Source organism: Aquamicrobium sp. YD-1-mutant5, assembly GCF_059509755.1.
In genome coordinates this window covers 61,329-86,012 of record NZ_JCAKKP010000005.1, presented here as the reverse complement: position 1 = coordinate 86,012, position 24,684 = coordinate 61,329, and the positions used below count along the sequence as shown (strand labels likewise).

Here is a 24,684-nt window from a genome sequence, read left to right as displayed (position 1 = left end):
TCAACCCCTGCCGACGAACGGCATTTTGGTTGCCATCACCGTCATGAACAGCACGTTGGCATCGAGCGGCAGGCCGGCCATATAGACGACCGCTTCCGCCACCCGCTGAACATCCATCACCGCCTCGACCGCCACGCTGCCATTGGCCTGCGGAATGCCCGCCGCCATCGGCGTGGCCATTTCGGTCAGCGCATTGCCGATGTCGATCTGGCCACAGGCGATGTCGAAGGGGCGGCCATCGAGGGCGAGCGTTTTGGTGAGCCCCGTGATGGCGTGCTTGGTGGTGGTGTAGGGAACCGAGCCGGGACGCGGTGCATGAGCCGAGATCGAGCCGTTGTTGATGATGCGGCCACCCATGGGCTCCTGCCGGCGCATGGCGCCGAAGGCCGCGCGGGCGCACAGGAACGACCCGGTGAGATTGACGCCGAGAACCTCGTGCCAGTTTTCGACCGGGATTTCATCTATGGGGGCCGCCTCGCAGCCCATTCCGGCATTGTTGAACAGAAGATCGATGCGGCCGAAAGCTTCGACCGCCGTGCGAAACAGGTTTTCAACCTGCTCTGGCGAGCTTACGTCGCAGGAAACGGCAAGGCCTTTGGCCTCGGTGTCCGACGTTTCGGATATAGCCGCTTCCAGCGGTTCGGTGCGGCGGCCACAGAACACCGTGTTCCAGCCGTCACGCAGCAAAGCCTGCGCCACGCTTTTGCCGATGCCGGAACCGGCGCCCGTTACAATTGCTGTTCCCCTGATTCCCATGCTTCCTCCTCCGGACTGGCAGAGGGTTCGCAGAACCGGCGGCGCAAGGCAAGCATACAAAAGGGGCGATCATTCGCGATCGCCCCAATTTGCAGACAGCGTCCGGGAGGAGGAAGACGCGTCCGTCTGTTTCAAATGCTGCGCCCTGAAGGCTAACAACTGGTTAACGGCTGTGTTCTCACCACGGAGAGCCGGGAACCGGGGCCGGTTGCGGCGCGCCGGACGAGGCAACCGTCGCCTCGATGTGATCGACAAGCTGGTCGGCAAGGCCAAGGCGTCCGGCCAGCAGATCGAGATAGCCGCGTTCGGCACGGGTGTCGGCATCGACGGCAAGCCGTGAGGCCGTATAGAGTTCCACTTTCTGCGCCTCGGTCCGGGCAGCTGACACCAGCGCGTCGAGGTCGAGCGGCGATTCGATTTCTGCCCTGAGGAAGCTCTCCGCGTCGGAATCGAGCCCCGAAAGGCTGAGCTTCTCGCCGATGCGGCGGCGCTCTTCATCATCGATCCTGCCATCGGCCCTGGCGGCGGCGATCATGGCGCGCACCAGCGTCAGGGCGAATTCGGCTTCGCCCTGTGGGGCCTGCGATGGATGGAACTCGGTATCGGCGGGCGGGGGCAGCAGAACCTGTTCTTCAGCGGGTGCGGCCTCGTCCGGCTTTTTGCCGTTCTGGTAATTCTGGTAGGCTTTGTAGGCGAGGCCGCCAATGGCCGCCAGGCCGCCGAGCTTGACCGCCGCGCCGCCGACCTTGCGGCCGGGCCCGGTGCCGAGAAGCACGGCCGCGAGCGCGCTGGCGGCCAGAGGATTGTCCTTGGCCATCTGCACGGCCTGACCGGCCTTTTCCCGGACGGTTCCGGTCGTTCCGGGAATCTGCGAACCGAGCAGGTCGTCGAGAAGCTTCTTGGGGTCGAACATCGGCACCTCCGCTAAGGCCCATGGGGCGATTTCTGTCGCAGACAGGTAGGGCGGCAACCTTGTCATTACAATGACACGGAATGGGCACCGATGCGGAAGGGGGAGGCGGTCAGCTTCCGATGTGTTCCCTGCCGCGTCTGGCGGCCAGTTCCACCTGCCGTTGGCGCTCGGCATAGCGGGCGCGATCTTCCTCGGAGCGGCTGTCGTGGCAGTACTCGCAGGAAATGCCGGGACTGTATTTCGGCGAGGCCCGCTCGGCGGGCGTCAGCGGATGGCGGCAAGCACGGCAAAGCTCGGCCTCGCCTTCCACCAACCCGTGCGCAACCGATACGCGCTCGTCGAAGACGAAGCATTCGCCTTCCCACAGGCTCTGTTCGGCGGGTACTTCCTCCAGATATTTCAGGATGCCGCCCTTGAGGTGGAACACCTCGTCGAAACCCAGCGACTTCACGAAGGCGGTGGCCTTCTCGCAGCGGATGCCGCCGGTGCAGAACATGGCGATCTTGCGGTTTTCCAGTTCGCCGCGGTGCTCGTCCACCCATTGCGGGAACTCGCGAAAGCTGTCGGTCTGCGGGTCGACGGCGCGCCTGAAGGTGCCGAGCGCCACCTCGTAGCCGTTGCGGGTGTCGATGACCACGGTTTCCGGGTCGGAAATAAGCGTGTTCCACTCAGCCGGCTCGACATAGGTGCCGACGCTCTCCAGCGGGTCGATGCCTTCGACGCCCATGGTCACGATCTCGCGCTTCAGCCGCACCTTCATGCGGTGGAACGGCATTTCGGCGGCGTGACTGTATTTGACGTCGAAGCCGGACAGCTCGGACTGCGCATTCAGGTGGTTGACCAGTTCGGCGATCGCTTCCGTGGTGCCGGCAACGGTGCCGTTGATGCCTTCGCGGGCCAGCAGCAGCGTGCCCTTGATGCCGCGCGCGCAGCAGAAGGCGGCCAGCGGCGCGCGCATCTCCTCGAACCGGTCCAGCCGGCAGAAGCGGTAGAGCGCGGCGACCCGGACGCTTTTGAGATCTGGAGTTTCAGTCATGCGCAGGGCCTAGCGCTTACCGCGCGTGGATTCAAGATGTTCCGGCCGGCTCATGATAAGGCAAAAAGCGCCAATGCTTTCCGGTGTCCGGAAGGGAGACCGGCATTTTCCGGACGCGTTTTTATCCCCACCGTTCCAATCGCGCCGAAACTCGGGCCTGCCAACGGGAGCCGACAGGGGAGCGCACAAGCCAATGTTCAGCCAGGATGTCATCCGCGAAGCACAGGCCGCAGCACGGCAGGCCGGCATCACACCGGCTGCCCTTCTGGCTGTCATGGACGTGGAAAGCGGCGGACGCGTTTTTGCCGTCGTGCAGGGGCGCAACGAGCCGCTCATTCGCTTTGAGGGCCATTATTTCGACCGCCGCCTAACTGGCAGCAAACAGGCGCGCGCCCGCGAGCTTGGGCTCGCCTCCCCGAAGGCGGGCGCGGTGGCCAATCCCGCCACCCAGAGCGCCCGCTGGGCGCTGCTCGGCAAGGCCACGCAGATCGATGCCAGCGCCGCCTATGAATCCACATCATGGGGGATCGGGCAGGTGATGGGTTCGCACTGGCTGTGGCTTGGCTATCCCAATGTGCAGGCACTGGTTGCCGAAGCGCGGTCGGGCGTGGCCGGCCAGATCCGGCTGATGGTGGGCTATATCGACAAGGCAGGCCTGATCTCAGCGCTGAATGCGCAGGACTGGCCGGCTTTTGCGCGCGGTTACAACGGTCCCGGCTATACGAAGAACGGCTATGACAGGAAGCTCGCCGCCGCTTATCGACACCATGCGGGAGGCGCAGGCACAACTGATGCCAACACTGTTCTGAAGGCCGGCTCTAAAAGCGAAGCCGTGCGGGAATTGCAGCAGCATCTGGCCGCGCTCGGCTATGGCATTGCGGCTGATGGCCTTTTCGGGCCGGCGACACAGGCTGCGCTACGCCGCTTCCAGAAGGAGAATGGTCTCGTCACCGACGGCATCGCCGGGCCAAAAACGTTTGCGGCGCTGAAGACGGCCATTGCGCGCCCGACGCCCGGCTGGTGGACAGCCATCAGGGCGGGGTTTTTCCGGCTGCTTGGGCTGTCCTGAGGCGAGGGCTTCATAGACTTGACAAATCTGTCGTGCTAAATCGGTTGAATTATTGATTTCACTGAAAGATCGCCATGCCGAACAAGTCCGACAAGCTGGTTGCCCTGCTCGCTGGCCAACCCGTCATCCCGGTGCTCAGGATCGCGGATGCGAAACGCGCAGTGCCGCTGGCGCGCGCGCTGGCACGAGGCGGGCTTCCGGCCATCGAGATCACGCTGCGCACCGACGATGCGGTCGAGGCCATCCGGCGCGTGGCCGGGGAGGTCGGGGAAGCGATCGTCGGCGCCGGCACCATTCTCGACCCCGCCCAGTATGAAGCGGCGGTGTATGCGGGCTCCCGCTTCATCGTCAGCCCTGGCATCACCAAGGAACTGCTGAAGGCATCCGCCGACAGCGACGTGCCGTTCCTGCCCGGGGCGATCACGCCGGGCGAGATCATGGCCGCCCGGCAGGCGGGCCTGAACTTCCTGAAATTCTTCCCTGCCGAGCAGGCCGGCGGCGCTGCCTTCCTCAAGGCGCTGGCCGCGCCGATCGCCGATGTGCGCTTCTGCCCGACAGGCGGCGTCAGCCCGGCCAATGCCTCCACCTATCTCGACCTGCCGAATGTCATCTGCGTCGGCGGCTCGTGGGTGGCGCCCGACGATCTGGTCGAAAAGGAAGACTGGAGCCGCATAGAGGAACTGGCGCGCGAGGCCTCCGGTCTGCGCAAGGCTGGCTGAACTGAAAGGCGCGGGCAAACGCCCTGCCATATCGGCTTGAAAGCAAAGAAGGCCCCGGTTGAACGGGGCCTTCTGTTTATCCTTAGCCTGTTGCGGGCCGGGGTGTTTGCCGTGCCGGCAGCTCAGCCAATCAGCTGGCTGAGCTGCATGGCGATCGACATGTCGCCCTCGATCTTCAGCTTGCCGCTCATGAAGGCCATGGTCGGGTTCAGATCGCCGGCGAGCAGCGATTCCAGATCGTCGAGCGATAGCTTGATGGTACAGTCGGCCGGGCCGTCGGTGGTGGAGATGCTGGTGCCGTCGATGAGGATGACGCCATCGCTTCCCGTATCGAACTTCACCGACCGGTTAAAGCCGGCGCTCTCGACCTGAGACTTCAGCTTGTCCGCGATGTCCTGAACGCCCATGATTCTCTTTCCGTGATTTTGCGCCTGTGCGCTGTTGCGTTTGCCCGGACTGTGCCAAGCCTCCATACGGTGCGGGAGACCCACGCCGTTTGCAGGTTTTATAGGTCAATATTGACGTTTACGTCAACGTGATTTCGGGATTTCTCCGCGCCGTATCTTATGGGGCGGCTTCCGGTGCCGGATTGGTCTGTGCAGCGGGTTTGCGGCGGCGGTTGGGATGATTGCGGATCTCGTCCTTGGTCAGGAAATCCACCTGTTCCACCAGCACCTCATGGATGAGCTTTTCACCGACGCGGGCATTGACGGCCTCGCGCACGCCGTCGCGGAACTTGTCGATGTTAATTGGAGCCTGGCCGGTGAAATCGAGCTGGGGCGTGGAGTAGAGGTAGGAATAGACCTCATCGGTGATCAGGGCCGGCGCCGGCACGGAGAGCCTGTTCAGACGGGCCGGTTCGGCAGTGAAGACCAGCCGCGCGATGAAATATCCATCGACCTTCGCGTCGCGCACCACCGGTACGGTGATGATGTCGGTCTTCACATAGTCGAGACCGCCGAACATGGCGGGGGCGGACGCCGCATCGTCGCTCTTGCCGGAGGCCTGAAACGCGTAGAAGACAGCCCCCACCGTTGCCGCGCTGATCCACAAGGCCGAGACGACGAACTTTATCATGGCAGCACGGCAAGCCCTGTTCGCATGGCAAGCCTCGTCATGACTGCGCCCAGCCGAACTGGCCGGCGGAATAGGTGCCGTCGGCTTCCGCGTGCTGGATCGCGTCCTTCAACAGGTTCGCCACCTCGGTCACGGCATTGAGATGCGCCAGAATGGCGGCCTCGTTTCGCGCCAGCTTCTGGCGCAATCGCAGGAGTCCGTCGCGATGCTCGGCCATGGTTTCGGGCCGGCCGGCTTTCATCGCCCGGTTCAGCTCGTAGAGATAGCGGCTCTTGCGGGCATTGGATGCCTTGATGTCGAATGCGGGATCGGAGCGAATGGCTTGCGTCTCGGCCTCGACCGCTTCCTCGATGCGGCCGATTATGGCGGCAAGGCTGCCGGGTGCGGCACCCGCGGCAACCATGTCCGACGGGCGGGGAAGGCCGGGGCTAAATTCGGAATACTCGTTCATGACCCTGCCTTACTTGCTGCGGGATTCTGTCTGGGTTGGGCTGTTGTCGCCAAGCGAGCGCACGACCCGCAGCTGAAGCTGGTGGACAAGCGATGACGACATGCTGAGCTGCGCGTCCAGCTCGGCCTTGCGCGGATTGGCCGAAGCCGTGCCCGTCGCATCGGCCTGCCCGGCGGCCATGTAATGGGCCGACGCCAGGGTTTGGGCGATGCCGATGCCGCCGCGCGCGGCCACTACGTCTGCAATATTTTCTGACATGCGCGCCTTCCACATGTCGCCGGCCAGACCCTTGCCGAAAATGCCCTCAGCATCTTTCGGCAGCATGTTCTGGATGAAGGTCTGCAGGACCATGGCCTCGAACCGCCTGAAGCTGTCCGCTCCTTCGGCAGGCCGGGAGGCGCGGGCATTGCGGACGCCTGCGACCTCGAAAGGCGCGTCGCTTTCGCCGGCGCGGCTGAGCAGTTCGGCATGGGCCTTGCGGATGTCGGCCGAGTCGGCCGCCCGCGCCACATCGAGCACTATGTCGCTGGGGGGAGAGATCGCCAAGAAAAGAGCCTTCCACCGGTTTTCCTGCAAAAGATCATGACGCCGAAACCTTGCCGCAGGCTGACGTGCCGTTCGTTCAGCCGCGGGTCTGGCGCTGTTCGATGAGATCGAGCAGCGTGCGCTCTTCCATGTGGCGCTCATCGGCCCGCCGCGCCTGCCGGTAGGCGCGCTCCACGATGTTGGTGCGGGCGATGGCCGAGGCAAGCTGCGCTGCCTCGGCGCTCGCCTTCTCGCGCTCCGCATCGGCCCGCGCCAGCGCTTCGGAAATCCTGCGGTTGTACACTTCAGGAAAGAGAGCGGAGAGCGAGCCGGGCGCATCGAAGCCGGATGCAATCTCTTCTGCGTCGCGCTTCGCCGCTGCCGACGCTGCCAGATGCATGGCATGGCGCATTTCGTGCAGGGCGGTAAGCTGTTCCTGTACCTTGACCAGCTTTTTCAGGCGCTGGGTGCGCTGGGCCATGCGCGTTACCTTGCAAGGGTCATGCCGAGGAAACCGTCGGCGAACAGGGACAGCATGGTCGAGAAGGCGAAGTAGAACAGGATCAGCCCGCCGGCGACCACGAAGGGGAGCGATATGAAGTAGATCGGGATCTGCGGGGTCAGCTTGTTGACGAAGCCGATGGTGAGGTTAACCAGAATGGCATAGGCGATGAAGGGACTGCCCAGCCGCAGCACCAGAAAGAAGCTCTCCGAAACCGTGTCGGCCACGTCGACCAATGCCGATTGCGGGTTGAAGAAGACGTTCACCGGCGCGATCGAATAGGAGGCGACGAGTGCGCGGACTATTTCCAGATGGAAATCGAACACGAACAGCAGCAGCAGCGCCGACAGCGAGATGAGGGCGGCGAGCGGCCCCTGCGGGTCGGGTTCCTCGATGGCCGTGCCGCCCATGCTGTTGAAGCCCATCAGCATGGCGATGGCGGTGCCGATGAAGCGCATGGCTTCCATGTAGAGGCGCGTCAGCGCGCCGATCAGCCCGCCGATAAGCAGTTCGGAGACGATCATCGGCGCCAGTACGGAAGGGCGGGCATCGACAAAGGGATAGATGCGATCCCACAGGAAGGCGAGCAGCGCCATGGTGACGGCGATCGCCGTGAACAGGCGCACCTGCACCGGCACACGCACGCTCGAAAGGCCGGGCATCAGCATCATGCAGGCGCCGATGCGGCAAAAGGCGAGAAAGCCCGCCAGAATGGTGCTCTCGGCCAGAGCCGTCACGATATGGTTCCAAGCACCCTGATCTCGACGCCTCGGGCGATCTCGACATGGCTGAGCACAGGCAGGGTCGGGAACAGGCGTTCGATGATCATGCGCACATAGGGGCGCGCATCCGGCGCGGTGACGAGAACGAAGCGCTCGCCGGCTTCCAGATGCTTGCGGATCGCCTTGGTGGCGTCCTGTCCGAATTCTTCGAGCTGGCGCGGGTCGATGTCGAACTCGCGGATCTCGCCCTTGGCATCGCGCTTGAGGCTCTGGTGAAAGGCGAGGTCCCAGCGATTGCCGAGACGCAGCACTTTCAGCACGCCGCCTTCGGTGAGGTCGCCGCAGATCTGCTGCGCCATGCGGATGCGCACATGCTCGACGATCTGTTCGGTGCGGCGCACATGCGGCGCGATCTCGGCGATGGCCTCGATGATGAGGTGCAGGTTGCGGATCGACACGCGCTCGGCCAGCAAAAGCTTCAGCACCGCCTGCAGGCCCGGATAGGAGATGTGCGTGGTGCAGATCTCGTCGGCGAGCTTGCGGTATTCGGGGTCCTGCCGCTCCAGAAGCGCCTTCATGTCCTTGTAGGACAGAAGCTGCGGCAGGTTGTTGCGGATGACTTCGGACAGATGGGTGAGCAGGACCGACATGTTGTCGGCGAAGGCGAACTGCTCGCGCTTGAGGTCCTCGGCGAAGGTTTCCAGCACCGAATAGGCGCGCATTCCGAAGGCCGGCTCCTTCACTTCCTCGCCCGGAATTTCGGGAAGGTCGCGATTGCCGAGCAGCACCATGATCTCGCCGACACGGGTTTCGTATTCGGCCACGACAGTGCCGTGGATCTTGATCTGGTAGCTTTTCGGGGGGATGGCGAAATCGTCTGTGAGCCGGATTTCAGGAACGACGAAACCATACTGGGTGGCGAATTTCTTGCGCATCTTACCCATGCGGAAGGCGAGTTCCTGGTGCGAGGTCAGCAGCCGCGTCGAAAGCTGCTTGCCGACCAGAAGTTCGATCTCGGCGGTGGCAAGAGAAGCCTTGACCGAGTTCTTTTCCTCGTCGGCCTTGGCGGCTTCCTCGCTCTTGCGGGCAGCATCTTCGGCGGCCATCTCGCGCTTCTGGCGCATCGGGATCACATAGCCCAGACCAGCCATGGCGCCGGCCAGAACCATGAAGGGAAACAGCGGCAGGCCGGGCATGATGCCGAGCAGGGCAAGCAGCGATGCAGCAACGTAAAGCGCGCGCGGGTGCGCGCCGAGCTGGCCGAACACGGCCTGGTTGGCGGAGCCGCGCGTGCCGCCCTTGGACACCAGCAGGCCGGCGGCCAGCGAGACGATCAGCGCCGGAATCTGGGTGACGAGGCCGTCGCCGACCGAGAGCTTGATGAAGACGTCGGCTGCCTCGCCCATGCTCATGCCGTGGCGCAGATAGCCGATGGCGATGCCGCCGACGATGTTGATGGCGGTGATGATGAGGCCGGCGATGGCATCGCCACGCACAAATTTGGAAGCACCATCCATGGAGCCGAAGAAGGACGATTCCTCCTCCAGTTCGCGCCGGCGCAGCTGTGCCGTCTTGTCGTCGATGGTGCCGGCGGAAAGGTCGGCGTCGATCGACATCTGCTTGCCGGGGATGGCGTCGAGGGTGAAGCGCGCACCCACCTCGGCGATGCGGGTGGCGCCCTTGGTGATGACGATGAAGTTCACCACGATCAGGATCAGGAAGACGATCAGGCCGATGACGAAATCGCTCGACATGACGAGTTTCGAAAAGCCGCTGATCACATGGCCCGCCGCGTTGGTGCCCTCATTGCCATGCGAGAGGATGACGCGGGTGGTGGCGATGTTGAGCGACAGGCGCAGCATCGTCGCGATCAGCAGGATGGTGGGGAAGGACGAGAAGTCGAGCGGGCGCTGGATCCACAGCGCAACCATGAGGATCAGCACCGACAGGGCAATCGAGAAGGCGAGGCCGATGTCGATGAGGAAGGCCGGGATGGGCAGGAACAGCACTGCCAGAATGATGACGATGCCGAGCGCGAAGAAGACATCGCGCCCGTTGCGGGCCGTGCTCCCCGTCGAAATGGTTTCGCTGATCGCCATGGTCTGCCGTTGCCACCCTTGCGCAAGTTCTCTGTGAAACTAGCCGCTCAAACTTGCGCGAGGGTGGGGCGCAGGGTCAGTGCAGGTCGATCGGCCCCTTCGGCGTGACGATGGCCTGCTGGGCGCTGGTCTGCCGCTCGATCAGGCGGCGCACGCGTGGCCTTTCCGTGCCGCTGTGCAGGGCGCGGATACGTTCCGAAATCGCGGCATCGGCGAAGGTGGCGCGAGTGTTGTGGCGCACATATTCCAGCCAAGTCGGCGTATGGTAGCTTTCCATCCAGATGTCGGGATTTTCGAGATCGCGCGCCAGCGTCCAGTTGCGTGCGCCGTCGCGGCGGCGGATGCGCCCGCGCTCGGCCATCAGCTCGATGAACTCCGGCAGATCCTGCTCCTGAATGACATATTCGATCATGATGGCGATGGGGCCGCTGCGCGGCTTCAGGTCGAGGGACAGCAGCGGCTCGGTCCAGCGGTTGAGCGGATCGAGGTTCATGGTGGTCAGTTGCGGCAGGGGCACGGCAAAGCCGATGGCGCCGCCGGCGAGCATGGTCAGCGATGACGCAATCAGGGCCGTCTCCACGCCATGCGTTTCGGCGACCACGCCCCAGATCCAGCTTCCCAGCGCGATGCCGCCGAAAGTGGCCATCTGGTAGATGGAGAGGGCGCGACCGACCACCCAGCGCGGGGTCGACATCTGCACCGTCACGTTGAAATGCGACAGCGCCAGCACCCAGCAGGCGCCGCCGATCAGCAGGCCGGAGGCGGTCAGCCAGGCATAGGAGCTGAGTGCTGCGGTGAGCGCGCAGATGGCGAAGCCGACGAAAGCGCAACGCACCATCACCTCGCTCGACAGCATCTGGCGCAGGCGACCGCTGATCAGCGCGCCGCCGACGGCGCCAAGTCCGAATGCGCCCAGCATGATGCCGAAGGTAAGCGGCCCTCCCTGCACCAGATCGCGCGCGACCAGCGGCAGGAGGGCGAGAATGGAACCGCTGGTAAAGCCGAAGGTGGAGGAGCGCAGCAGCACCTTGCCGATATTGGGCGACATGGCGACATAGCGGATGCCCGCTCCCATCGCGGCCCCCAGCGTCTCGCGCGGCAGCTTGGAGGCGGGCAGGTTCGGCTTCCAGCGGGCAAGGACAGTCAGCAGGGCGATGTAGCTTGCGGCATTGACGGCGAAGGCCGCCGCGGCACCGGCCGCGGCGACGATGATGCCGCCGATGGCGGGACCGACCGAGCGGGTGAGGTTGAAGCCCATGGAGTTCAGGGCCACCGCTGCCGGCAGGTCTTCGCGCGGCACCATATCGCCCACCGAGGCCTGCCATGACGGGTTGTTCAGAGCCGTGCCGCAACCGATCAGGAAGGTGAAGGACAACAACAGCCACGGCGTGATGAGGCCCTTATAGGCGAAGATGGTGAGCAGAACGGAGACGATGAGCATGAAGCTCTGCGCCACCAGCATGACCCTGCGCCGGTCGAAGCTGTCGGCGATCGCACCGCAGGCCAGGGAAAACAGCATGATCGGCAGCGCCGTGGAAGCCTGAACAAGGGCCACCATATCCGACGAGGTGGTGATCGAGGTCATCAGCCACGCGGCGCCCACGCTCTGGATCAGGCCGCCGAAATTGGAGGCGAGGCTTGCTGTCCATACCGCACGGAATATTCCGTGCCTGAAAGGGGCGAGAGTGGAGCTTCGGTGGGTGTCGTGTTCGTCGTCGATCACTCGTTACGTTCCGCCGTGAGGCGGACCTTTTCAAAATCCGGGTTGCCCATGGCCGAATATATTGGGCGCAAATCGTTTCGGAGAAGTATGTTTCTAACATGGGCGCGTCGCGCCGCCGTGTCCAGTCTCGCCATGCGTGGACCGGTTCCGGAGAGCGAACTGGCACAGAAGGTTCGGACGAGAATCCGAACGCAAAGAAGCTGCTTTCGCGTCTTTCCCGGAAAGGCTCTAGAAGCCGTTCTCGACGCGTTCGAAAATGACGTTGGCAAAGGCCGAAATCTGGCTGCCGACGAAGGGTCCCGAGAGCGCCACCACAAGCATGATCGCCACGATCTTGGGCACGAAGGTCAGGGTGATTTCCTGAATCTGGGTCAGGGCCTGCACGAGCGCGATGCCGATGCCGACGACCATGGCCACAAGCACCACGGGCGCGGAGGCGACAAGCACCGTCCACACCGCATATTGCATGATGTCGAGCGCATCGGCTTCGTTCATGGCAAAAGCCCCGTCATGAGGGCGATCCGTTCAGGTCGTGGCCGGATCGGTATCGCCTGCCGGCGGCGCCGTGATGCTGATGCCGGGACCGACCAGAACCTGCTCTCCGGATTCCAGAACGGCCACCATGCCGTCGCTGAAGAGGCGCACTTCCTTGACGATGCCGGAAACCTCACCATCAAGCGAACTGATGGAATGCCCGATCAGGCTGGTCGCCTGCGACAGGCTCGACGCCTGCAGGATCTGGTCCAGCTTGGTGTTGGCCTGCATGGATTGCTCGACCTGCGAGAAGGTGGCGAGCTGGGCCACATACTGGGTGGAATCCATCGGCTGCGTCGGGTCCTGATTCTTCATCTGCGCGATGAGCAGCTTCAGGAACGAGTTGTAGTCCACCATGGCCTTGGACCGGGCCGAGGACGACTGGTTGGCGCCGGCAGGAATTGATGTGGTCATATCGACGTTCATGGTCAGCGTGCTCCCATGGCCAGCGGTTCGAAATCCCGCAGTTTTTCCCGGTCATTGCCGCCCTGCAGGGCGGCCTGCTCGGCCGGATAGAGTGAGCGTATGGTTTTCAGCGCGCCGTAGACGTCGCCTTCTGCGACCATACGGTCGACCTGCTTGAGGTGGGCCAGGATGTGCTCGTCCCCGAAACTGGCCAGCAGAAGCGGCAGCGACTTGCGGAACATGTCACGCGCGTCGGGGGCACCTTGCGGGTTCATCAGCATGACCTGAAGAATGAAATAGATCTGGCGCAGGGGCGTGCTGGCGTCTTCCGGCTGAAGCACGTGGTTTTCCAGCAGGAACTGAGCATCGTTCATGATCTCGATGGAGACCTTGCGGTCAGGGCGGATCACCGCGCCATTGATGTAGAGCTTCTCATTCGCCTTCAGGGACAGCTTGAGCGTGCTTTTCATTGGATGCCATCCCGGATGATCTGGGAGATCTCGATAATGCCCTGAAAATCGCTGGTGCGGCCCTGCCTGATGTCCTCGGCCTCGCGCAGCACCCACATGCCGATCGAGATGAGATTGGCGCGCAGTTCCTTCGGCAGGGCATTTTCGCCGGAGCCGAGATCCTCAAGCAGCGTCGCCCAGATACGTGCGGTGAAATGCAGCGCCTCCACGGCTTCGCGCGATTCCGCGCCGGCCGCGGCTGCGGCCGTCAGCATGTCGATCGACCGGCTGAGCAGCTGGCGCTCGCGGTCTTTGGCATCGGCCACCGAGTCGGTCTGAATGTCGGCGTAGGAGAATTGATACATCGCGAATTCGCCCCGTCAGGTGAGGTAGTTCAGCAGGCTGAGCTGGTTGATGCGCGCCGTCAGCGCGAAGGATGTCTGGATATGGCTCATCAGATCGTTGACGCGGTTGGCGGCCTCGTACGGGTCTATGCCCTCCAGTGCGATGATGTGCTTCTCGAACAGATCGATCTGGGTGTTGATGCGGGTGCTGGCATCCGATACGCGGTTCTGGATGATGCCGGTCTGCGATTGCAATTGCCCGAGATCGGCAATCGCTTCGCCGGCAAGCGCCTGCGCGCGCGTGGCGACGGCCATTTTGGCTTCCTGCGACAGGTTGCCCGAGAAAGCCTCGAAGGCGAGCGTCGCGGCCATGGCAACCTTGCGCAGACCCTCGTTGTTCGCGCTCACCGAGGTCTGCGTGGTCTCGTTCAGGGCTATGCGGCTGACGATCGCCTGATCCGTCGCGCTCGACCAGTTCGCTTCCCAGCCCGCACCCATAAACTGCGGTTCCACCACGCTGGTCATGAATGTTTCGATATCGGCGGCGGAAATGCCGGCGGCGGCGGGATCGTCCTTGGTGAATCCGAAATGGCTGAGGAAGGCGGCATCGAATGCGGCTTTGGCCGGCGAGGAGGATGACGTGTAGTCGTCGAGGGGACGAACGTCGGTGTTGGTGCCGGCAAACAGATATTCGCCATTCATGCTGGCGTTCAGCAATGTGGACAGCGATTGCAGCGTGGTGCTGCCGCTCTTCGATGTCACGCTGTCGGATGCATCGCCGGCGACGGCCACGGTCAGCACGTTCACGAGGTTCTGCGTTGCCGATACGATCTGGCCCAGCGAATCCTGCGTGGATTTGAGGCGGGCGGACACCAGGGCGTTGGAATCGACCAGCGCGTTCAGCCGGTCGAGGTCGCGGTGAAAATTCACCGCCTGCGCGCTTCGGGCCCCCAGCGCCAGCCCGGTATCGGCTACCTTGCCGGTGTCCATCTCTTTCTGGGCTTTGACCAGATCGACCTGCATGCGCATCTGCGAATAGCGCATCGCATTGGAGATGGCGGCTGATGAGACGGAAACTGCTTTCATGGTCAGACCGCGTTCAGCAGGGTTTTCAGCATTTCGTCCACCGTGCTGAGCAGACGGGCGGACGCCTGATAGGTGTGCTCAAGATCGAGCATGAGCGACATTTCGGTGTCGATGTTGACGCCGGTGGCATTGGAGAGCGCTTCGGCTGTGCGCGATGCCAGCGCCTCTTTCGTATCGGCCTGCGTGGTTGCCTGCTGGCGCGCATTGTCCAGCCAGCCAATGGCGCTGGCCGAGTAGGCCGTGACGCTTGAAGACGCCGTGATGCCCGAGGCTGGGCTGAACGTCATCGGCTGGTCGAGCCGGTCGCCAAGCGCAATCAGCCGGTCGGCGAAGGATGCCGTGCCCGCTGTGTTCGCAACATAGCCGGCGCCATTGGCTCCACCATCGCGCAGCAGGGTGACGTTGCCGCCCTGTTCGGGATCGAAAGCCGCATTGACCGAAATCTGCCCGGCAAGGCCGGTGACAAGAGTGCCGGGGACGCCCGGCGCGCCGTTCCATGTGAACAGGCCAGCGGCGTCGGAAAGGGGAGGCGCGCTTTCAGCAAAGGCGCTGATGAGGCCGCGCGCGATCTCGTCGAGCTGCGCCTGCATGGTCACGCTGGTGCTGTCGCGCAGTTGCAGCAGGCCCGCGAGCTTGCCCGATGCCTCATCGGTGCCGGGGGAAACCGGCACATTGTCGATATAGACCGTCGAGCCGGCCATGCCCGGCGAATAGGCAGCCGATGGCGCGAAAGAAACGGGGCGCGCCACCGTTTCAAACATGGTGATGCCGTTCGTGGTGGTGATCACCATGTCATTGTCGGCGCGCATATGCGTCGTCACCGGCACATGCCCGGCAATTCTCTTCAGCAGGGCGTCGCGCTTGTCGAGCGCATCCGACACATCGGTTCCGGTGCGGGTGCCGGAGACGATGGCCTTGTTGACGTCCTCGAACTGCGCCAGCAACTGGTTGAGTTCCGAGACCGAGGCGGCGATCTGGCTGTCGGCTTCGGCACGGAAGGCCTGTATGGCTTGCGTGCCGTTGTTCAGCGAGCGCACGGCCTGTTTTGCCGCGTCAACGACGGTTGCGCCGACATTCGGGTTGGACGGCGTCGTTGCATAGAGCTGCAGGGCATTGTGCAGCTTGCCGATGGCGCTGGAGGCCGACGAGGCGTTGTCGACGCCGTTGACTGCAAGTTGCAGCCGGTCGAGCCCGCTGGCCAGCGTGCTTTGTCCGCTCCAGGCCGAAATGGCGGTGATGTTCTGGCGGAAGAGTTGCTGGTCGACGGCGCGCTGGATGGTGACCATGCGCGCGCCGGGCGCGGTGCTGACAACCACGCCGGTGCGGCGCGCATAGTCGGGGTTCGACGCATCCGCCACATTCCGCGTGACAACGCTGGTCTGGCGCGACGTGGAAAGAAGCGCAGATTGAGCGATGCTGAGTGCGGATGAAAGTGACATGCTGCGGTTTTACGGCTGACGCCGCCTTTATCTCTTGAGGTTGACGAGAACGTCCATGAGTTCCGAGCCGGTCTGGAACACCTTGGAATTGGCCGTATAGCTGCGCTGCGCGGCGATCATGTCGGTCAGCTCCTCGGCGATATCGACATTGGAGTTTTCCAGTGCGCCCGAAACGATAGACCCGCGCGTCTTTTCATTGGCAAGGCCGATGCTGACATCCCCTGACTCACTGTTGGCCGCGAAGACGTTGCCGGGCAGAACGGTCAGACGGTCGGGGCTCGGAACCTCGGCCAGCGGAATGGAGAACAGCTTTTCGATCGTGCCGTTGCCATAGATGGCCGACACAACGCCATCCTTGCCGATCTCGATCTTCTCGATGGCGCTGCCGGCGTAGCCATCGGCATTCTGCACGACCGACGGCTGGGTGCCGCTCTCGGTCATCTGGGAAAAGTCGAGATCGATGGCCTGTCCGCTCGGCAGGGACAGGGACAGCGGCGTGACAGCCGGATCGATGGCTCCCGTTACCGGATCGAAGGTCAGATTCGTGGTTCCCAGCGCGCCGGAGGAATAGGGAAAGCCGCCGCCCGGAGCCGCATCGGCGCGGTCGAAGACTGCGACCTCCCATGTGCCGGCGCCGGTGTTGGTGAAATGCACATCGAGGATGCGCTGGGTACCCTGCGCATCATAGACGACGAGCGAGGAGCTCACCGTGCTTTGCGCCGATACGCCGTTCGCAGACGGCAGGTTGGCCGGCGGCACCGGAGTGGAGCCGGTGGGCACGCTGCCCTGAAAAGCGCCTTGCGTGGTGGCCTTCGCCGGGATCTCGCCTTGCGGAACGGCGACGGGAACGAGGCTGCCATAGTCGGCCGAACCGGATGCGGGCGTAAAGCCGTAAGGGTAGGCCATGAGCTGGAAGCCGGCCGCATTGACCAGACGGCCCTGACCGTCGGGCACGAAGGCCCCGGCACGGGTCAGGAACTTGGTGCCGCCGGGATCCTGCACGACAAAGAAGCCGTTGCCGTCCACGGCAAGGTCGGAGGCGGAGGTGGTGTATTTGTGGATGCCCTGCTGGCTGATCGAATTGATCACCGTGGTGGTGACGCCGCCCGATGTATAGCTGCGCCCGGTATTGGGCATGACCATCGACGAGAATTCGGTCGAAGCGCGCTTGTACCCGGTGGTGTCGGAGTTGGCGATGTTGTCGGCGGTCGTGGCCAACTTGCTCGACTGGGCCGCCATGCCGGAAACGCCGGTACGCATCATTCCGTAGAGGCTCATTGAGACGTCTCCTCAGGTCCACCTTGTGTGGCGGGCAGGATAGACCGTCTGTCTTGCGCGAAGCTGGCGCGGGCCTGACCTTGTGTCGCGCCTTCCTGCTTCACAGAACCAGCCGGTAGCCAAGGAAGCGCTTGGACTCGATGGGGTCGTGCCCCAGCCTTTCCCGCAGCTTCTTGCGCAGTTTGGAGATGTGGCTTTCGACCACGTTCTCCTCCACCTCGTCATCGAAGATGCCGTAGATGGCGTTGAAGACCTGGGTCTTGGTGACGCGGCGGCCGCTGTTGGCAGCCAGATATTCCAGAATGCGGCGCTCGCGGCGCGGCAGCGGCAGGGGCTGACCGTCGATCTCGGGATCGCGCCCGTCCATGAAGATGCGCATCCGGCCGACCTCGGTGTAATCGGGCTCGGTCTCGGCGCGGCGGCGTATGGCGCTGATGCGCGCCAGAATCTCGCGGATGTGGACGGGTTTGCGCACCACATCATCGACGCCGGATTCAAACAGCTTGAGGGTATTTTCCAGTGAATTGTGTTCGCTGAGCGCGATCACCGGAGCGCCGGTACGGCCACGGATCTGGCGCGGCGATACGCTGCCTTCGCGGCAATCACCGATCAGGAAAGCGCTGACGGAGCGGAGGTCGTCTTCCCGCGCACTCGTCACCCACTCGTCGAAGTCGTCCGGCGCGAAGCCCGTGCAGGCAACGCCTTCCCTGTCAAAAAGTGAGTTGAAACCCGCAGTTACGAGTTCTCGTTCGTCCACGACAACGATCATCGGCCCGCCTTCCGAATCAATTTCAATAACCCCAAAAAAAGGGTTAACGGCCGGCCTGATTCCTGACCAACCTTCAATTTTTGCGACCATAATTTTGGGGAGTGATAAACGCTGGGGTTGTGGCGTTATTTTTGGGATTTTGACCCGTTTCAGCACAGTTTCGACCAGAATGCCCTGATCGGCTACAACTCACTGGCGGCAAAAGCTGCGTGCGTTGTCCGTCCACTTGCCGAAGCCGACCGCCACCATGTTGGTGATGACACGGCAAACATAGGTCTTCTGCGCGGGGTCGTTATCGGGGCCGGCGTGGTAACGCGCCACCGCCATCGACCAGGTGGAGTGGCGGGCATGAAGGCTGAGCAGGAAGCGGGCGGCGTAATCCACGTTGCGGCGCGGATCGAGCATGTCTTCGATGCTTCTGAACTGGTTTCCGTGGTAGTGATGATTGATCTGCATACAGCCCAGATCGATCAGCTTGCGTCCCTCGCGTTTGGCTTCATGAAAGGCCGAAACGGCTTCGGTGCGATTTTTCGGAAACAGCGCTTTCCCTTCTATATTCAGGGCGTTGGGTTGCAAGCTGCCTTTTCTGCCGGTCTCCGTCAGCCCGACGGCATAGAGGATGCCGGCGGGAATATCGTAGCGTTGCGAGGCCCGCAATATCTCCTTCTCGCAGGAGTTCGTGGCTGCTTTTGCCGGAGCAGGCGACAGATCATATATAGAGATCGCCAGCAGTGCCGCCGCGAGAAGACGCAGCTGGCGTGCTGGTTTTCTCATGCCTGTCTGCATTGTTTCCGGATGCATGTCGTTCCCCCCGGGAGCTGTCATGGCCCGATTGTCCGGACTGAAAGTCAGAAGCTTGCCGATCCGGCATGTTCATTTCCGCAGGGCGACCGGCAGGCGTCGCTGTTGCGGAAGGCTGCAATATCGTCACCTTTCCGATGTCGAATCCCAGATCGCGCATGGCGCGTGTGATGGTTTCACTGTCCGACGACAGCCGATGCCATCCCTCATGCGTGTCGGGAATGATTTCAACCATGAGTTGATTTCCCGACAGATGCAGGCGGGCGCTGATCATGCCGAGTTCAGCCGGATGCAGCTCGATCCGCAGGCTTTGTGCCGGGCCTGAGGGTTTTGGAGTGGAAAAAGACGCCGCCGATTGCAGGGATTGGGTCTGCCGAACACCTTCTTCGCCCGCCAGCACCTCGACCAGAGCCGCAACCGTGGGGTTTATGTTTACGGAAGCAGGAGCGGCGAAGGTTTGCACGGACGTTACCGTCACCCTTTCGGGATGCTTTTCGTGGAAAGTTTCTTCGGGCCGCTGATCGGGAAGCGATGCGGACAGGTCCGGTGTAGATTTGCCGGGAGCAGCCGGGGTGCTATCGGTCGTGCCGCCATCCATGAGCGCAATGGCGTGTTCAGGTCTGTTATCCGTGCGGATGCCGGAAACCCCGCGCTCCGCTTGGTCGGGCTTAGGCGCTTGCGTCATCCCGATCCCGTCTTCCGGCACTGTGTCTGCTGGGAGATTTTCCTCGCCGGTCGCGGCTGCACGTTCGATTTCACGCAGGCTGATGAGCAATGGCAGACGATCGCCTGTGGCTCCGACATGGGCCGGATAGTCCTGCTGTCCGGCTGGCGGAACGGCCTCCATGGAGGCTCCGCTGTCGGTGTCTGCGATATCCTCCGCGGCGTCGGATTTTTCCGAGCAGAGGACAGCTCTGGCCTTTGCTGGAAAACCGGTATCGCCCCGCGCCGAACCATTGCCGGCGTCGATCAGGCCCTCAAAGGAGCCGGTTTCTTTTGCTTCACCTTTTTTGGGTGCCGCAGTGGGGTGAGCGGATGGCGCAACCGTGGCTTGACCTATGCTGGCATTCATAACGGGGCCGTTCCAAGCAACTGGTCGATCTTTCCGATGGCACGCCGCGTTCTGGAGATTGCCTCATCCGTCTGGTCTGGTTTCGCAGGCGGCTGCGCGTCCAGTGCGACGGCGGGGGAGGCTGCTTCAGACGGTACAGGTGCAGGCGTGTTTCGGGCCGATGCCGGTTCGGGCATGATGCCTTCGACGAGTGGCAGTTCAGCCTCATCCTGTGCGGTGATCGCATGGGGAGCGGGTGCTGCGGGGTTTTGCTTTACCGCCTTTGCAGGAGGGGACGTAAAGACACCGGCCGGTGGCGCGATCACTTCGCTGGTGACGGTACGCACGGCATCGAGCAGCATCCGGTCGCCGGGGGAAAGCTGGTTTCGATCTATGCCGCGCAGTTTCTTCGCCAGGTCTTCCGCCGGTTCGTCCGCCACTTTGGACAATCCGGAATAGAGCTGCGTGCGGGCATCGTTGCCGCCTGCCTCGCCCTTGCCGGATTTCGCTTTCGCGGCGGAGAAGGCCGACAGCTGGGCAAGCCCCTCGATCGCTGCTCCGCGTGCGATGCGCAACCAGATCACATGCCTGCGCTCCGCATCCATCATCGAAACGATTTCGTCGAGCTTGCCGCGGCCGATGACGGCATCGAAGGCGACCGCCCCGGTCACGAAGGAATCCGCAAACTGGCTCGCATAAGGCGAATGCAGGAAACGCGCCACATACTGGGTTGAAGCGCGGGTGAAACGCTCCGCATCCGACATGCTCACCGCGATGGCGATGGAGCGGCGCAATGCGGCTTCCTCGACCAGCGTGCCGGGAGCCAGAAGCCGCGCCCGGTCGAGCAGTTCCAGCGCTGTTTCCGGCTGTTCCCGCGCCAGAAGCGATCCTTTGACAAGGCACACGAAGGTGACGATATCATCGGAAAGCGCATTCATCTCGATGCTGTCGAATGCTTTCAGGGCGGCGGCCGGATCGCCTTCCAGATAGGAAATCACCGCATCCGCCAGCGCCTGATCAGCCTTGTCGAGCTTCAGGCGGGCAATGGCTTCCTGCAAGGTGGCGGGGTTGCCGCCGCTCATGCCGTAAACCAGAAGCGCACGAAAATTGCGTGGTTCGGAATAAGCATCGGTGCCGGCCTGCCGCAGGCGCGCGTCGGTAAGCTCGAGCAGCTTGGCCTGCATCGGCAGTGCTGCATGGTCGCCGCCAGCGATCCGGTCCTGCACCAGCTGCAATGAGCGCACCAGCTGGAAGGGCTGCAAACCTTCGCTTGCAGTGGCTGCATTGGCAGGCAGGGCAAGACCGATACCCGTCGCGCAGATCAGCCAGAGGTGCAGGCGAAACCTTTTCATCCCTCAGGCTCCAGAAGGATGGCAATGCGGCGGTTGACGGCGGCGAAAGGATCGGTGGCGTTTCTCGGCATCCTGTCGGCAAAGCCGGAGACTTCCCTGATGCGCTTTTCGTCGATGCCGCCGCGCAGCAGCATGTAATAAGCGGCGTGGGCGCGGGCCGTTGAGAGGCGCCAGTTGTCATAGGAGCCGCTGCGGAACGGGCGGGCGTCGGTGTGGCCCTGTATCGACAGTTTGCCTTTCTGCGCGCTGAGGATCTTGCCGATCTTGTCCATGGCGATCACCAGTTCGCGCCGGGGCGTTGCGGCGCCGATCTCGAACATGCCGAAATCGAGCTGGTCGGTTATGGTGAGCACCACGCCGCCCTCGGTGGCTTCCACGGAAATGCCGTCGCCGATCTTGTCGCCCGCGCCGAAAGCCTGTTCGATCTTGCCACGGATTTCCGCTGCCGCCTGTTCAGCCTGCTGCGCGCGGTCCGGTCCCACCTCAGTGGCCATGGCCGGAACTGCCGTTTCCTGCGGAGCTTGCTTTGAGGCTGTTTCTGCGGGGCCTTCGTCACTGCTTTTTTGGGCGGCAGCGTCGGTCGAGGCTTCCCGCTGTGCCGCCTCTGCTTTCGGGGCCTCCGCGCTGGCCTCGGCGAGCGGATCCGTCATTTCCTGGGACCAGAAATCGGGAGCGAAAGGATCGCGGTAGAACTCGCCGCCGGAAGCGCCGGAGGCTGGTCCCGCATTCTGCCTGCCGCCATCGCCTTTTTCGCTGACGTTCTGCATCTGCCCCGTTTCGGCCGCGATTTCGGCCAGCACGGCATACGGGTTGGCAAACAGGGCCTCGTCCGGTGACAGCATAGCCGACCCCGGACCTTCCATCTCGTTGCGTTCGGCAGACGAACCGGGATTGCCTACACCTTCGGCGCCTGTCGTCGCATGGGCTTCAAGGGGATCGTTTTCCGCTCGTCCCGAAGAACCGGGACCGGTGCCGAGATCCTCAAGGCCCTTGCGGTTGGCGTTGCGGTCGATCAGCTTGATCGGGTTGAAGTAGCTCGCCACCGCCGCACGCGTCTGTTCATTGGCGGCATTGATCAGCCACATGACCAGAAAGAAGCACATCATCGCGGTCATGAAATCGGCGAATGCGATTTTCCAGACGCCGCCGTGATGCGCTTCATCCTCATCGTGCCTGCGGCGCACGATGATGATTTCCTGCCGTGGTTCGGTGGTCTCGTTGCTGCTCATGACAGCATTCCGGAGAGTGCCGCCGACCATTCGTTCATGCGGGTTTCGATGACGGTTTCATCGATGGAAACGGTCAGGTCGAAGCCGGGGGCTTCGGTGAAGGCCAGCCTGCCGGCGCGTTCTCCCAGCATCTTGCTGAAGGTTTCAAACAGATGGACGGGGCCTCGCACCTCGATACGCATGGCCTCTGTATCGGCAAGCGTGGTGGCGACCGTTCTGGCAAGCTCGGCCAGTGAGCGCTCGCGCAGCGTTTCGGTGAGCACGCCGCCTATGGTGCGGGCAGCGGCAGCGCCCATCGCCTCGCACAGCTGATCCTGCAACTGGTCCATGCGCGCCGAGACGAGCTCGCCGAGGTCCGTGCCGAGGCTTTGCAGGAGGGCCTGCGCCTCAAGTGCTGCGTTTTCGCGTTCCACTGCCAGCTGGGCCGCATGTTCCTGCGCCATGCGTTCTCCAAGCTCCGCTTCCGCCCGGAAAACTGCCTGAGCGATCAGCGCATCGACGTCCGGCGCGGCCACTCGCGCTTCGGCCGAGGCATGAACAGGTTCATGCCGGGCGTTGTCATTGGACCGGCCGAAATCAGGCAGGAAATCCCAGAGAGCGGCTGCGGACATCAGGCGGCAGCCTCTGAAACGGTGGAAGCTGCTTCAGCGGCAGCCCATTTGCGCAGAATCTGGGCGGTGCGTTCTTCATTGAGGTCGACCATACGGGCAAGGCGCTCCTGCGGGGCGGGGCGAAGCCGGCGGCTGATGTCGTCGATCGGGGCAGGGGAGGTTGCGCCCATATTGGTGAGTGCGGGCGGCTCTTCTGCGCCGGCGGCCATGTCGGGCGTCGGCAGCGAGCGCTGCACGTCCTCGAAGCTCGGGGCTGCAAGGGCTGTCGCAGGCTTCGCAGTCAAGGCGGCCGCCATGGGCCGAAGGCCGAAGAAGGCGACGAGGAAGGCAACAGCCACGAACGCTGTCGCGTTGATGAGGGTGCCGGTGTATTTGCCCATGGCATCCATGACACCGGGCTGAGGCAGGGCTTCGCCGTCGAGACCATCGATGAACTCCACTGCCGACACGTCGATGACGTCGCCGCGCTTTTCATCAAAGCCGGTGGCCGATGCGACGACCTTGCGGATTTCCGCCACGCGCTCCTCAAACTGCTGAGGCGTTGCATTTTCTCCGAGAATCGACAGCAGCCGGTGCTGGTTGACAACCACGGCGACCGACATGCGGTCGACTGTATAGCCGTTCGAAATGGTGGCGACGCGGCGCGAATTGATCTCGTAATTGGTGATTTCCTCGCGCCGGTCGTTCTGCGAGCTCGATTGCGGCCCGTCGGAACTGACCGCCTGCGTTTCGGGCAGGTTCTGCTCGACGCTGGTCGGCGAGGCGGTCTGGCGCTGGCTGCTCGCTTCGTTGTTGCGCACGCTCTGAACCGATCGCTCTACGCGCGAGGCCGGATCGAAGATGGTTTCCTCGATCTGTCGGGTGTCTGTGTTGACGTTGGCTTTCACGCTGGCGCGGAAATTGTCGGTGCCGAGATAGGGGGTCAGCGCGCGGCGGATGTTGTCCTCGATCTGGGCCTCGACGGTCTGCTCCACGCCAAGCGAGCGGACGGCGCTGGTGTTGGATGGATCGTCTCCGGCAGCCAGCAGGTTGCCGGCGGAATCAAGCACGGTCACCTTTTCCGCGCCCAGGCCGGGAACGGCGGCCGCAACCAGATGACGGATCGAGCGCGCTGTCTTACCGCCGTCGGTTCCGGCGTAGCGGATCACTACCGAGGCGGATGGCTGCTGCTCTTCGCGGCGGAAATTGGCGCGCTCCGACATGACGATGTGAACGCGCGCCGCCTTGATGCCGGCCAGCGACTGGATGGAGCGGGCGATTTCACCTTCCAGTGCGCGAACGCGGGTAATCTGCTGCATGAAGGAGGTGAGGCCGAGCGACCCGACATTGTCGAACAGCTCGTAGCCGGCATTGGCGCTGTTGGGCAGGCCCTTTTCGGCCAGCAGCATGCGGGCGCGGGCGGTGTTGCCGGATGCCACCAGAACGCTGGTGCCATCGGAGCCCACATCGAAGGCGATGCCAGCTTCGCCCAGAACCATGCCGATCTGGCTCACGTCCTGCCGCTCCAGCCCGACATAGAGCGTTTCGTAAGCGGGGCGGTTCAGATAGATCGAGCCGACCACGATCGTGGCCATGATCACAGCCGCCATGGCGCCCATCAGCGCCAGGCGCTTCGTGCCAAAACCCTTGAGGTTTTCGATGATTGTCTGGATCTGTTCCGGCACTGCCCCACGGCTCCCGCATATTGGCCAGTTCAGAGCCTAGCTGCCGAAGCTTGTGCGAAAATGAAATCGGGCCGCCTGTG

The 24,684-nt window shown here is 63.2% G+C and carries 27 protein-coding genes; 2 read left to right on the top strand and 25 right to left on the bottom strand.

What is annotated here, in order from left to right; genetic code table 11:
- The 3 genes from AC5XE7_RS10345 to trhO all read right to left on the bottom strand — a co-directional run bounded on the left by AC5XE7_RS10345 (position 1) and on the right by trhO (position 2,705).
- The gene (locus tag AC5XE7_RS10345; protein ID WP_495365954.1) at positions 1-756 is read right to left on the bottom strand and encodes an SDR family oxidoreductase; all 756 of its coding nucleotides are present in this window, start codon (positions 754-756) and stop codon (positions 1-3) included.
- Between the two features lie 178 nt (positions 757-934).
- The gene (locus tag AC5XE7_RS10340) at positions 935-1,669 is read right to left on the bottom strand and encodes a tellurite resistance TerB family protein (RefSeq protein ID WP_495365953.1); all 735 of its coding nucleotides are present in this window, start codon (positions 1,667-1,669) and stop codon (positions 935-937) included.
- Between the two features lie 109 nt (positions 1,670-1,778).
- Positions 1,779-2,705, bottom strand: a complete 927-nt coding sequence (gene trhO, locus AC5XE7_RS10335) for an oxygen-dependent tRNA uridine(34) hydroxylase TrhO (protein ID WP_495365952.1) — start codon at positions 2,703-2,705, stop codon at positions 1,779-1,781.
- Between the two features lie 193 nt (positions 2,706-2,898).
- Here trhO and AC5XE7_RS10330 point away from each other — a divergent pair, with 193 nt between their 5' ends.
- Both AC5XE7_RS10330 and AC5XE7_RS10325 read left to right on the top strand, forming a co-directional pair.
- On the top strand, positions 2,899-3,774 hold the full coding sequence (locus AC5XE7_RS10330; protein WP_495365951.1) for an N-acetylmuramidase domain-containing protein: 876 nt from the start codon (positions 2,899-2,901) through the stop codon (positions 3,772-3,774).
- 74 nt (positions 3,775-3,848) lie between these two features.
- Entirely contained in the window at positions 3,849-4,493 is a 645-nt protein-coding gene (locus AC5XE7_RS10325) for a 2-dehydro-3-deoxy-phosphogluconate aldolase (protein ID WP_495365950.1), read from the top strand.
- A 122-nt stretch (positions 4,494-4,615) separates the two neighbouring features.
- On the opposite strand, the gene AC5XE7_RS10320 is transcribed toward AC5XE7_RS10325, so the two are convergent.
- The 22 genes from AC5XE7_RS10320 to fliF form a co-directional block, all read right to left on the bottom strand.
- Positions 4,616-4,900 (bottom strand): SCP2 sterol-binding domain-containing protein, encoded by a 285-nt coding sequence (locus AC5XE7_RS10320; protein ID WP_183831810.1) that lies wholly within the window; start codon positions 4,898-4,900, stop codon positions 4,616-4,618.
- A 157-nt stretch (positions 4,901-5,057) separates the two neighbouring features.
- Positions 5,058-5,570, bottom strand: coding sequence for a hypothetical protein (locus tag AC5XE7_RS10315; protein WP_495365949.1), 513 nt, complete (start codon positions 5,568-5,570; stop codon positions 5,058-5,060).
- Between the two features lie 37 nt (positions 5,571-5,607).
- Entirely contained in the window at positions 5,608-6,021 is a 414-nt protein-coding gene (locus AC5XE7_RS10310) for a hypothetical protein (RefSeq protein WP_495365948.1), read from the bottom strand.
- A gap of 9 nt (positions 6,022-6,030) precedes the next feature.
- On the bottom strand, positions 6,031-6,567 hold the full coding sequence (locus AC5XE7_RS10305; protein WP_495365947.1) for a rod-binding protein: 537 nt from the start codon (positions 6,565-6,567) through the stop codon (positions 6,031-6,033).
- 76 nt (positions 6,568-6,643) lie between these two features.
- Positions 6,644-7,027, bottom strand: a complete 384-nt coding sequence (locus AC5XE7_RS10300) for a hypothetical protein (protein WP_495365946.1) — start codon at positions 7,025-7,027, stop codon at positions 6,644-6,646.
- Positions 7,028-7,032: 5 nt separating this feature from the next.
- Positions 7,033-7,776, bottom strand: a complete 744-nt coding sequence (gene fliR / locus AC5XE7_RS10295) for a flagellar biosynthetic protein FliR (protein ID WP_210307375.1) — start codon at positions 7,774-7,776, stop codon at positions 7,033-7,035.
- Between the two features lie 5 nt (positions 7,777-7,781).
- Entirely contained in the window at positions 7,782-9,869 is a 2,088-nt protein-coding gene (gene flhA / locus AC5XE7_RS10290) for a flagellar biosynthesis protein FlhA (RefSeq protein ID WP_239799428.1), read from the bottom strand.
- Between the two features lie 76 nt (positions 9,870-9,945).
- Positions 9,946-11,592, bottom strand: a complete 1,647-nt coding sequence (locus AC5XE7_RS10285) for an MFS transporter (protein ID WP_239799427.1) — start codon at positions 11,590-11,592, stop codon at positions 9,946-9,948.
- A 228-nt stretch (positions 11,593-11,820) separates the two neighbouring features.
- Positions 11,821-12,087 (bottom strand): flagellar biosynthesis protein FliQ, encoded by a 267-nt coding sequence (fliQ, locus tag AC5XE7_RS10280; protein ID WP_239799426.1) that lies wholly within the window; start codon positions 12,085-12,087, stop codon positions 11,821-11,823.
- Positions 12,088-12,117: 30 nt separating this feature from the next.
- Positions 12,118-12,552 carry a flagellar hook assembly protein FlgD gene (flgD, locus tag AC5XE7_RS10275; RefSeq protein ID WP_239799425.1) on the bottom strand — a complete coding sequence of 145 codons (435 nt, stop codon included), beginning with the start codon at positions 12,550-12,552 and terminating at the stop codon, positions 12,118-12,120.
- Between the two features lie 2 nt (positions 12,553-12,554).
- Complete coding sequence (gene flbT / locus AC5XE7_RS10270) at positions 12,555-13,001, bottom strand: flagellar biosynthesis repressor FlbT (protein ID WP_239799424.1); 447 nt, start codon at positions 12,999-13,001, stop codon at positions 12,555-12,557.
- On the bottom strand, positions 12,998-13,345 hold the full coding sequence (gene flaF, locus AC5XE7_RS10265) for a flagellar biosynthesis regulator FlaF (protein ID WP_183831800.1): 348 nt from the start codon (positions 13,343-13,345) through the stop codon (positions 12,998-13,000). The genes flbT and flaF overlap by 4 nt, the downstream gene beginning before the upstream one ends.
- A gap of 15 nt (positions 13,346-13,360) precedes the next feature.
- Positions 13,361-14,410, bottom strand: coding sequence for a flagellar hook-associated family protein (locus AC5XE7_RS10260; RefSeq protein ID WP_239799423.1), 1,050 nt, complete (start codon positions 14,408-14,410; stop codon positions 13,361-13,363).
- A gap of 2 nt (positions 14,411-14,412) precedes the next feature.
- Positions 14,413-15,849, bottom strand: a complete 1,437-nt coding sequence (gene flgK / locus AC5XE7_RS10255; RefSeq protein WP_495365945.1) for a flagellar hook-associated protein FlgK — start codon at positions 15,847-15,849, stop codon at positions 14,413-14,415.
- A gap of 27 nt (positions 15,850-15,876) precedes the next feature.
- Entirely contained in the window at positions 15,877-17,127 is a 1,251-nt protein-coding gene (locus tag AC5XE7_RS10250; RefSeq protein ID WP_495365944.1) for a flagellar hook protein FlgE, read from the bottom strand.
- A 100-nt stretch (positions 17,128-17,227) separates the two neighbouring features.
- The gene (locus AC5XE7_RS10245; protein WP_183831796.1) at positions 17,228-17,896 is read right to left on the bottom strand and encodes a response regulator transcription factor; all 669 of its coding nucleotides are present in this window, start codon (positions 17,894-17,896) and stop codon (positions 17,228-17,230) included.
- A 189-nt stretch (positions 17,897-18,085) separates the two neighbouring features.
- Positions 18,086-18,670 carry a transglycosylase SLT domain-containing protein gene (locus tag AC5XE7_RS10240; RefSeq protein WP_495365943.1) on the bottom strand — a complete coding sequence of 195 codons (585 nt, stop codon included), beginning with the start codon at positions 18,668-18,670 and terminating at the stop codon, positions 18,086-18,088.
- Positions 18,606-19,472: a flagellar hook-length control protein FliK gene (locus tag AC5XE7_RS10235; RefSeq protein WP_495917747.1), complete on the bottom strand. Its 867-nt coding sequence runs from the start codon at positions 19,470-19,472 to the stop codon at positions 18,606-18,608. The genes AC5XE7_RS10240 and AC5XE7_RS10235 overlap by 65 nt, the downstream gene beginning before the upstream one ends.
- Before the next feature lie 293 nt (positions 19,473-19,765).
- Positions 19,766-21,100, bottom strand: coding sequence for a MotC family chemotaxis protein (locus tag AC5XE7_RS10230; RefSeq protein ID WP_495365941.1), 1,335 nt, complete (start codon positions 21,098-21,100; stop codon positions 19,766-19,768).
- Positions 21,097-22,329 (bottom strand): MotB family protein, encoded by a 1,233-nt coding sequence (locus AC5XE7_RS10225; RefSeq protein ID WP_495365940.1) that lies wholly within the window; start codon positions 22,327-22,329, stop codon positions 21,097-21,099. Before AC5XE7_RS10225 ends, AC5XE7_RS10230 begins: the two co-directional genes overlap by 4 nt.
- Positions 22,326-22,940 carry a hypothetical protein gene (locus AC5XE7_RS10220; protein ID WP_495365939.1) on the bottom strand — a complete coding sequence of 205 codons (615 nt, stop codon included), beginning with the start codon at positions 22,938-22,940 and terminating at the stop codon, positions 22,326-22,328. The genes AC5XE7_RS10225 and AC5XE7_RS10220 overlap by 4 nt, the downstream gene beginning before the upstream one ends.
- Positions 22,940-24,604 (bottom strand): flagellar basal-body MS-ring/collar protein FliF, encoded by a 1,665-nt coding sequence (fliF, locus tag AC5XE7_RS10215; RefSeq protein ID WP_495365938.1) that lies wholly within the window; start codon positions 24,602-24,604, stop codon positions 22,940-22,942. Before fliF ends, AC5XE7_RS10220 begins: the two co-directional genes overlap by 1 nt.
- Between the last annotated feature and the right edge of the window lie 80 nt (positions 24,605-24,684).

What these genes read in the sequence shown, in the direction of transcription:
- flgK (WP_495365945.1), bottom strand. Translation starts at nt 15,849, where the DNA reads ATGTCACTTTCATCCGCACTCAGCATCGCTCAATCTGCGCTTCTTTCC.
- AC5XE7_RS10320 (WP_183831810.1), bottom strand. Translation starts at nt 4,900, where the DNA reads ATGGGCGTTCAGGACATCGCGGACAAGCTGAAGTCTCAGGTCGAGAGC.
- AC5XE7_RS10260 (WP_239799423.1), bottom strand. Translation starts at nt 14,410, where the DNA reads ATGAAAGCAGTTTCCGTCTCATCAGCCGCCATCTCCAATGCGATGCGC.
- AC5XE7_RS10325 (WP_495365950.1), top strand. Translation starts at nt 3,849, where the DNA reads ATGCCGAACAAGTCCGACAAGCTGGTTGCCCTGCTCGCTGGCCAACCC.
- flbT (WP_239799424.1), bottom strand. Translation starts at nt 13,001, where the DNA reads ATGAAAAGCACGCTCAAGCTGTCCCTGAAGGCGAATGAGAAGCTCTAC.
- trhO (WP_495365952.1), bottom strand. Translation starts at nt 2,705, where the DNA reads ATGACTGAAACTCCAGATCTCAAAAGCGTCCGGGTCGCCGCGCTCTAC.
- AC5XE7_RS10225 (WP_495365940.1), bottom strand. Translation starts at nt 22,329, where the DNA reads ATGAGCAGCAACGAGACCACCGAACCACGGCAGGAAATCATCATCGTG.
- fliQ (WP_239799426.1), bottom strand. Translation starts at nt 12,087, where the DNA reads ATGAACGAAGCCGATGCGCTCGACATCATGCAATATGCGGTGTGGACG.
- AC5XE7_RS10250 (WP_495365944.1), bottom strand. Translation starts at nt 17,127, where the DNA reads ATGAGCCTCTACGGAATGATGCGTACCGGCGTTTCCGGCATGGCGGCC.
- AC5XE7_RS10230 (WP_495365941.1), bottom strand. Translation starts at nt 21,100, where the DNA reads ATGAAAAGGTTTCGCCTGCACCTCTGGCTGATCTGCGCGACGGGTATC.
- flgD (WP_239799425.1), bottom strand. Translation starts at nt 12,552, where the DNA reads ATGAACGTCGATATGACCACATCAATTCCTGCCGGCGCCAACCAGTCG.
- AC5XE7_RS10220 (WP_495365939.1), bottom strand. Translation starts at nt 22,940, where the DNA reads ATGTCCGCAGCCGCTCTCTGGGATTTCCTGCCTGATTTCGGCCGGTCC.
- AC5XE7_RS10330 (WP_495365951.1), top strand. Translation starts at nt 2,899, where the DNA reads ATGTTCAGCCAGGATGTCATCCGCGAAGCACAGGCCGCAGCACGGCAG.
- flhA (WP_239799428.1), bottom strand. Translation starts at nt 9,869, where the DNA reads ATGGCGATCAGCGAAACCATTTCGACGGGGAGCACGGCCCGCAACGGG.
- AC5XE7_RS10310 (WP_495365948.1), bottom strand. Translation starts at nt 6,021, where the DNA reads ATGAACGAGTATTCCGAATTTAGCCCCGGCCTTCCCCGCCCGTCGGAC.
- flaF (WP_183831800.1), bottom strand. Translation starts at nt 13,345, where the DNA reads ATGTATCAATTCTCCTACGCCGACATTCAGACCGACTCGGTGGCCGAT.
- AC5XE7_RS10300 (WP_495365946.1), bottom strand. Translation starts at nt 7,027, where the DNA reads ATGGCCCAGCGCACCCAGCGCCTGAAAAAGCTGGTCAAGGTACAGGAA.
- AC5XE7_RS10315 (WP_495365949.1), bottom strand. Translation starts at nt 5,570, where the DNA reads ATGATAAAGTTCGTCGTCTCGGCCTTGTGGATCAGCGCGGCAACGGTG.
- AC5XE7_RS10240 (WP_495365943.1), bottom strand. Translation starts at nt 18,670, where the DNA reads ATGAGAAAACCAGCACGCCAGCTGCGTCTTCTCGCGGCGGCACTGCTG.
- AC5XE7_RS10245 (WP_183831796.1), bottom strand. Translation starts at nt 17,896, where the DNA reads ATGATCGTTGTCGTGGACGAACGAGAACTCGTAACTGCGGGTTTCAAC.
- AC5XE7_RS10340 (WP_495365953.1), bottom strand. Translation starts at nt 1,669, where the DNA reads ATGTTCGACCCCAAGAAGCTTCTCGACGACCTGCTCGGTTCGCAGATT.
- AC5XE7_RS10345 (WP_495365954.1), bottom strand. Translation starts at nt 756, where the DNA reads ATGGGAATCAGGGGAACAGCAATTGTAACGGGCGCCGGTTCCGGCATC.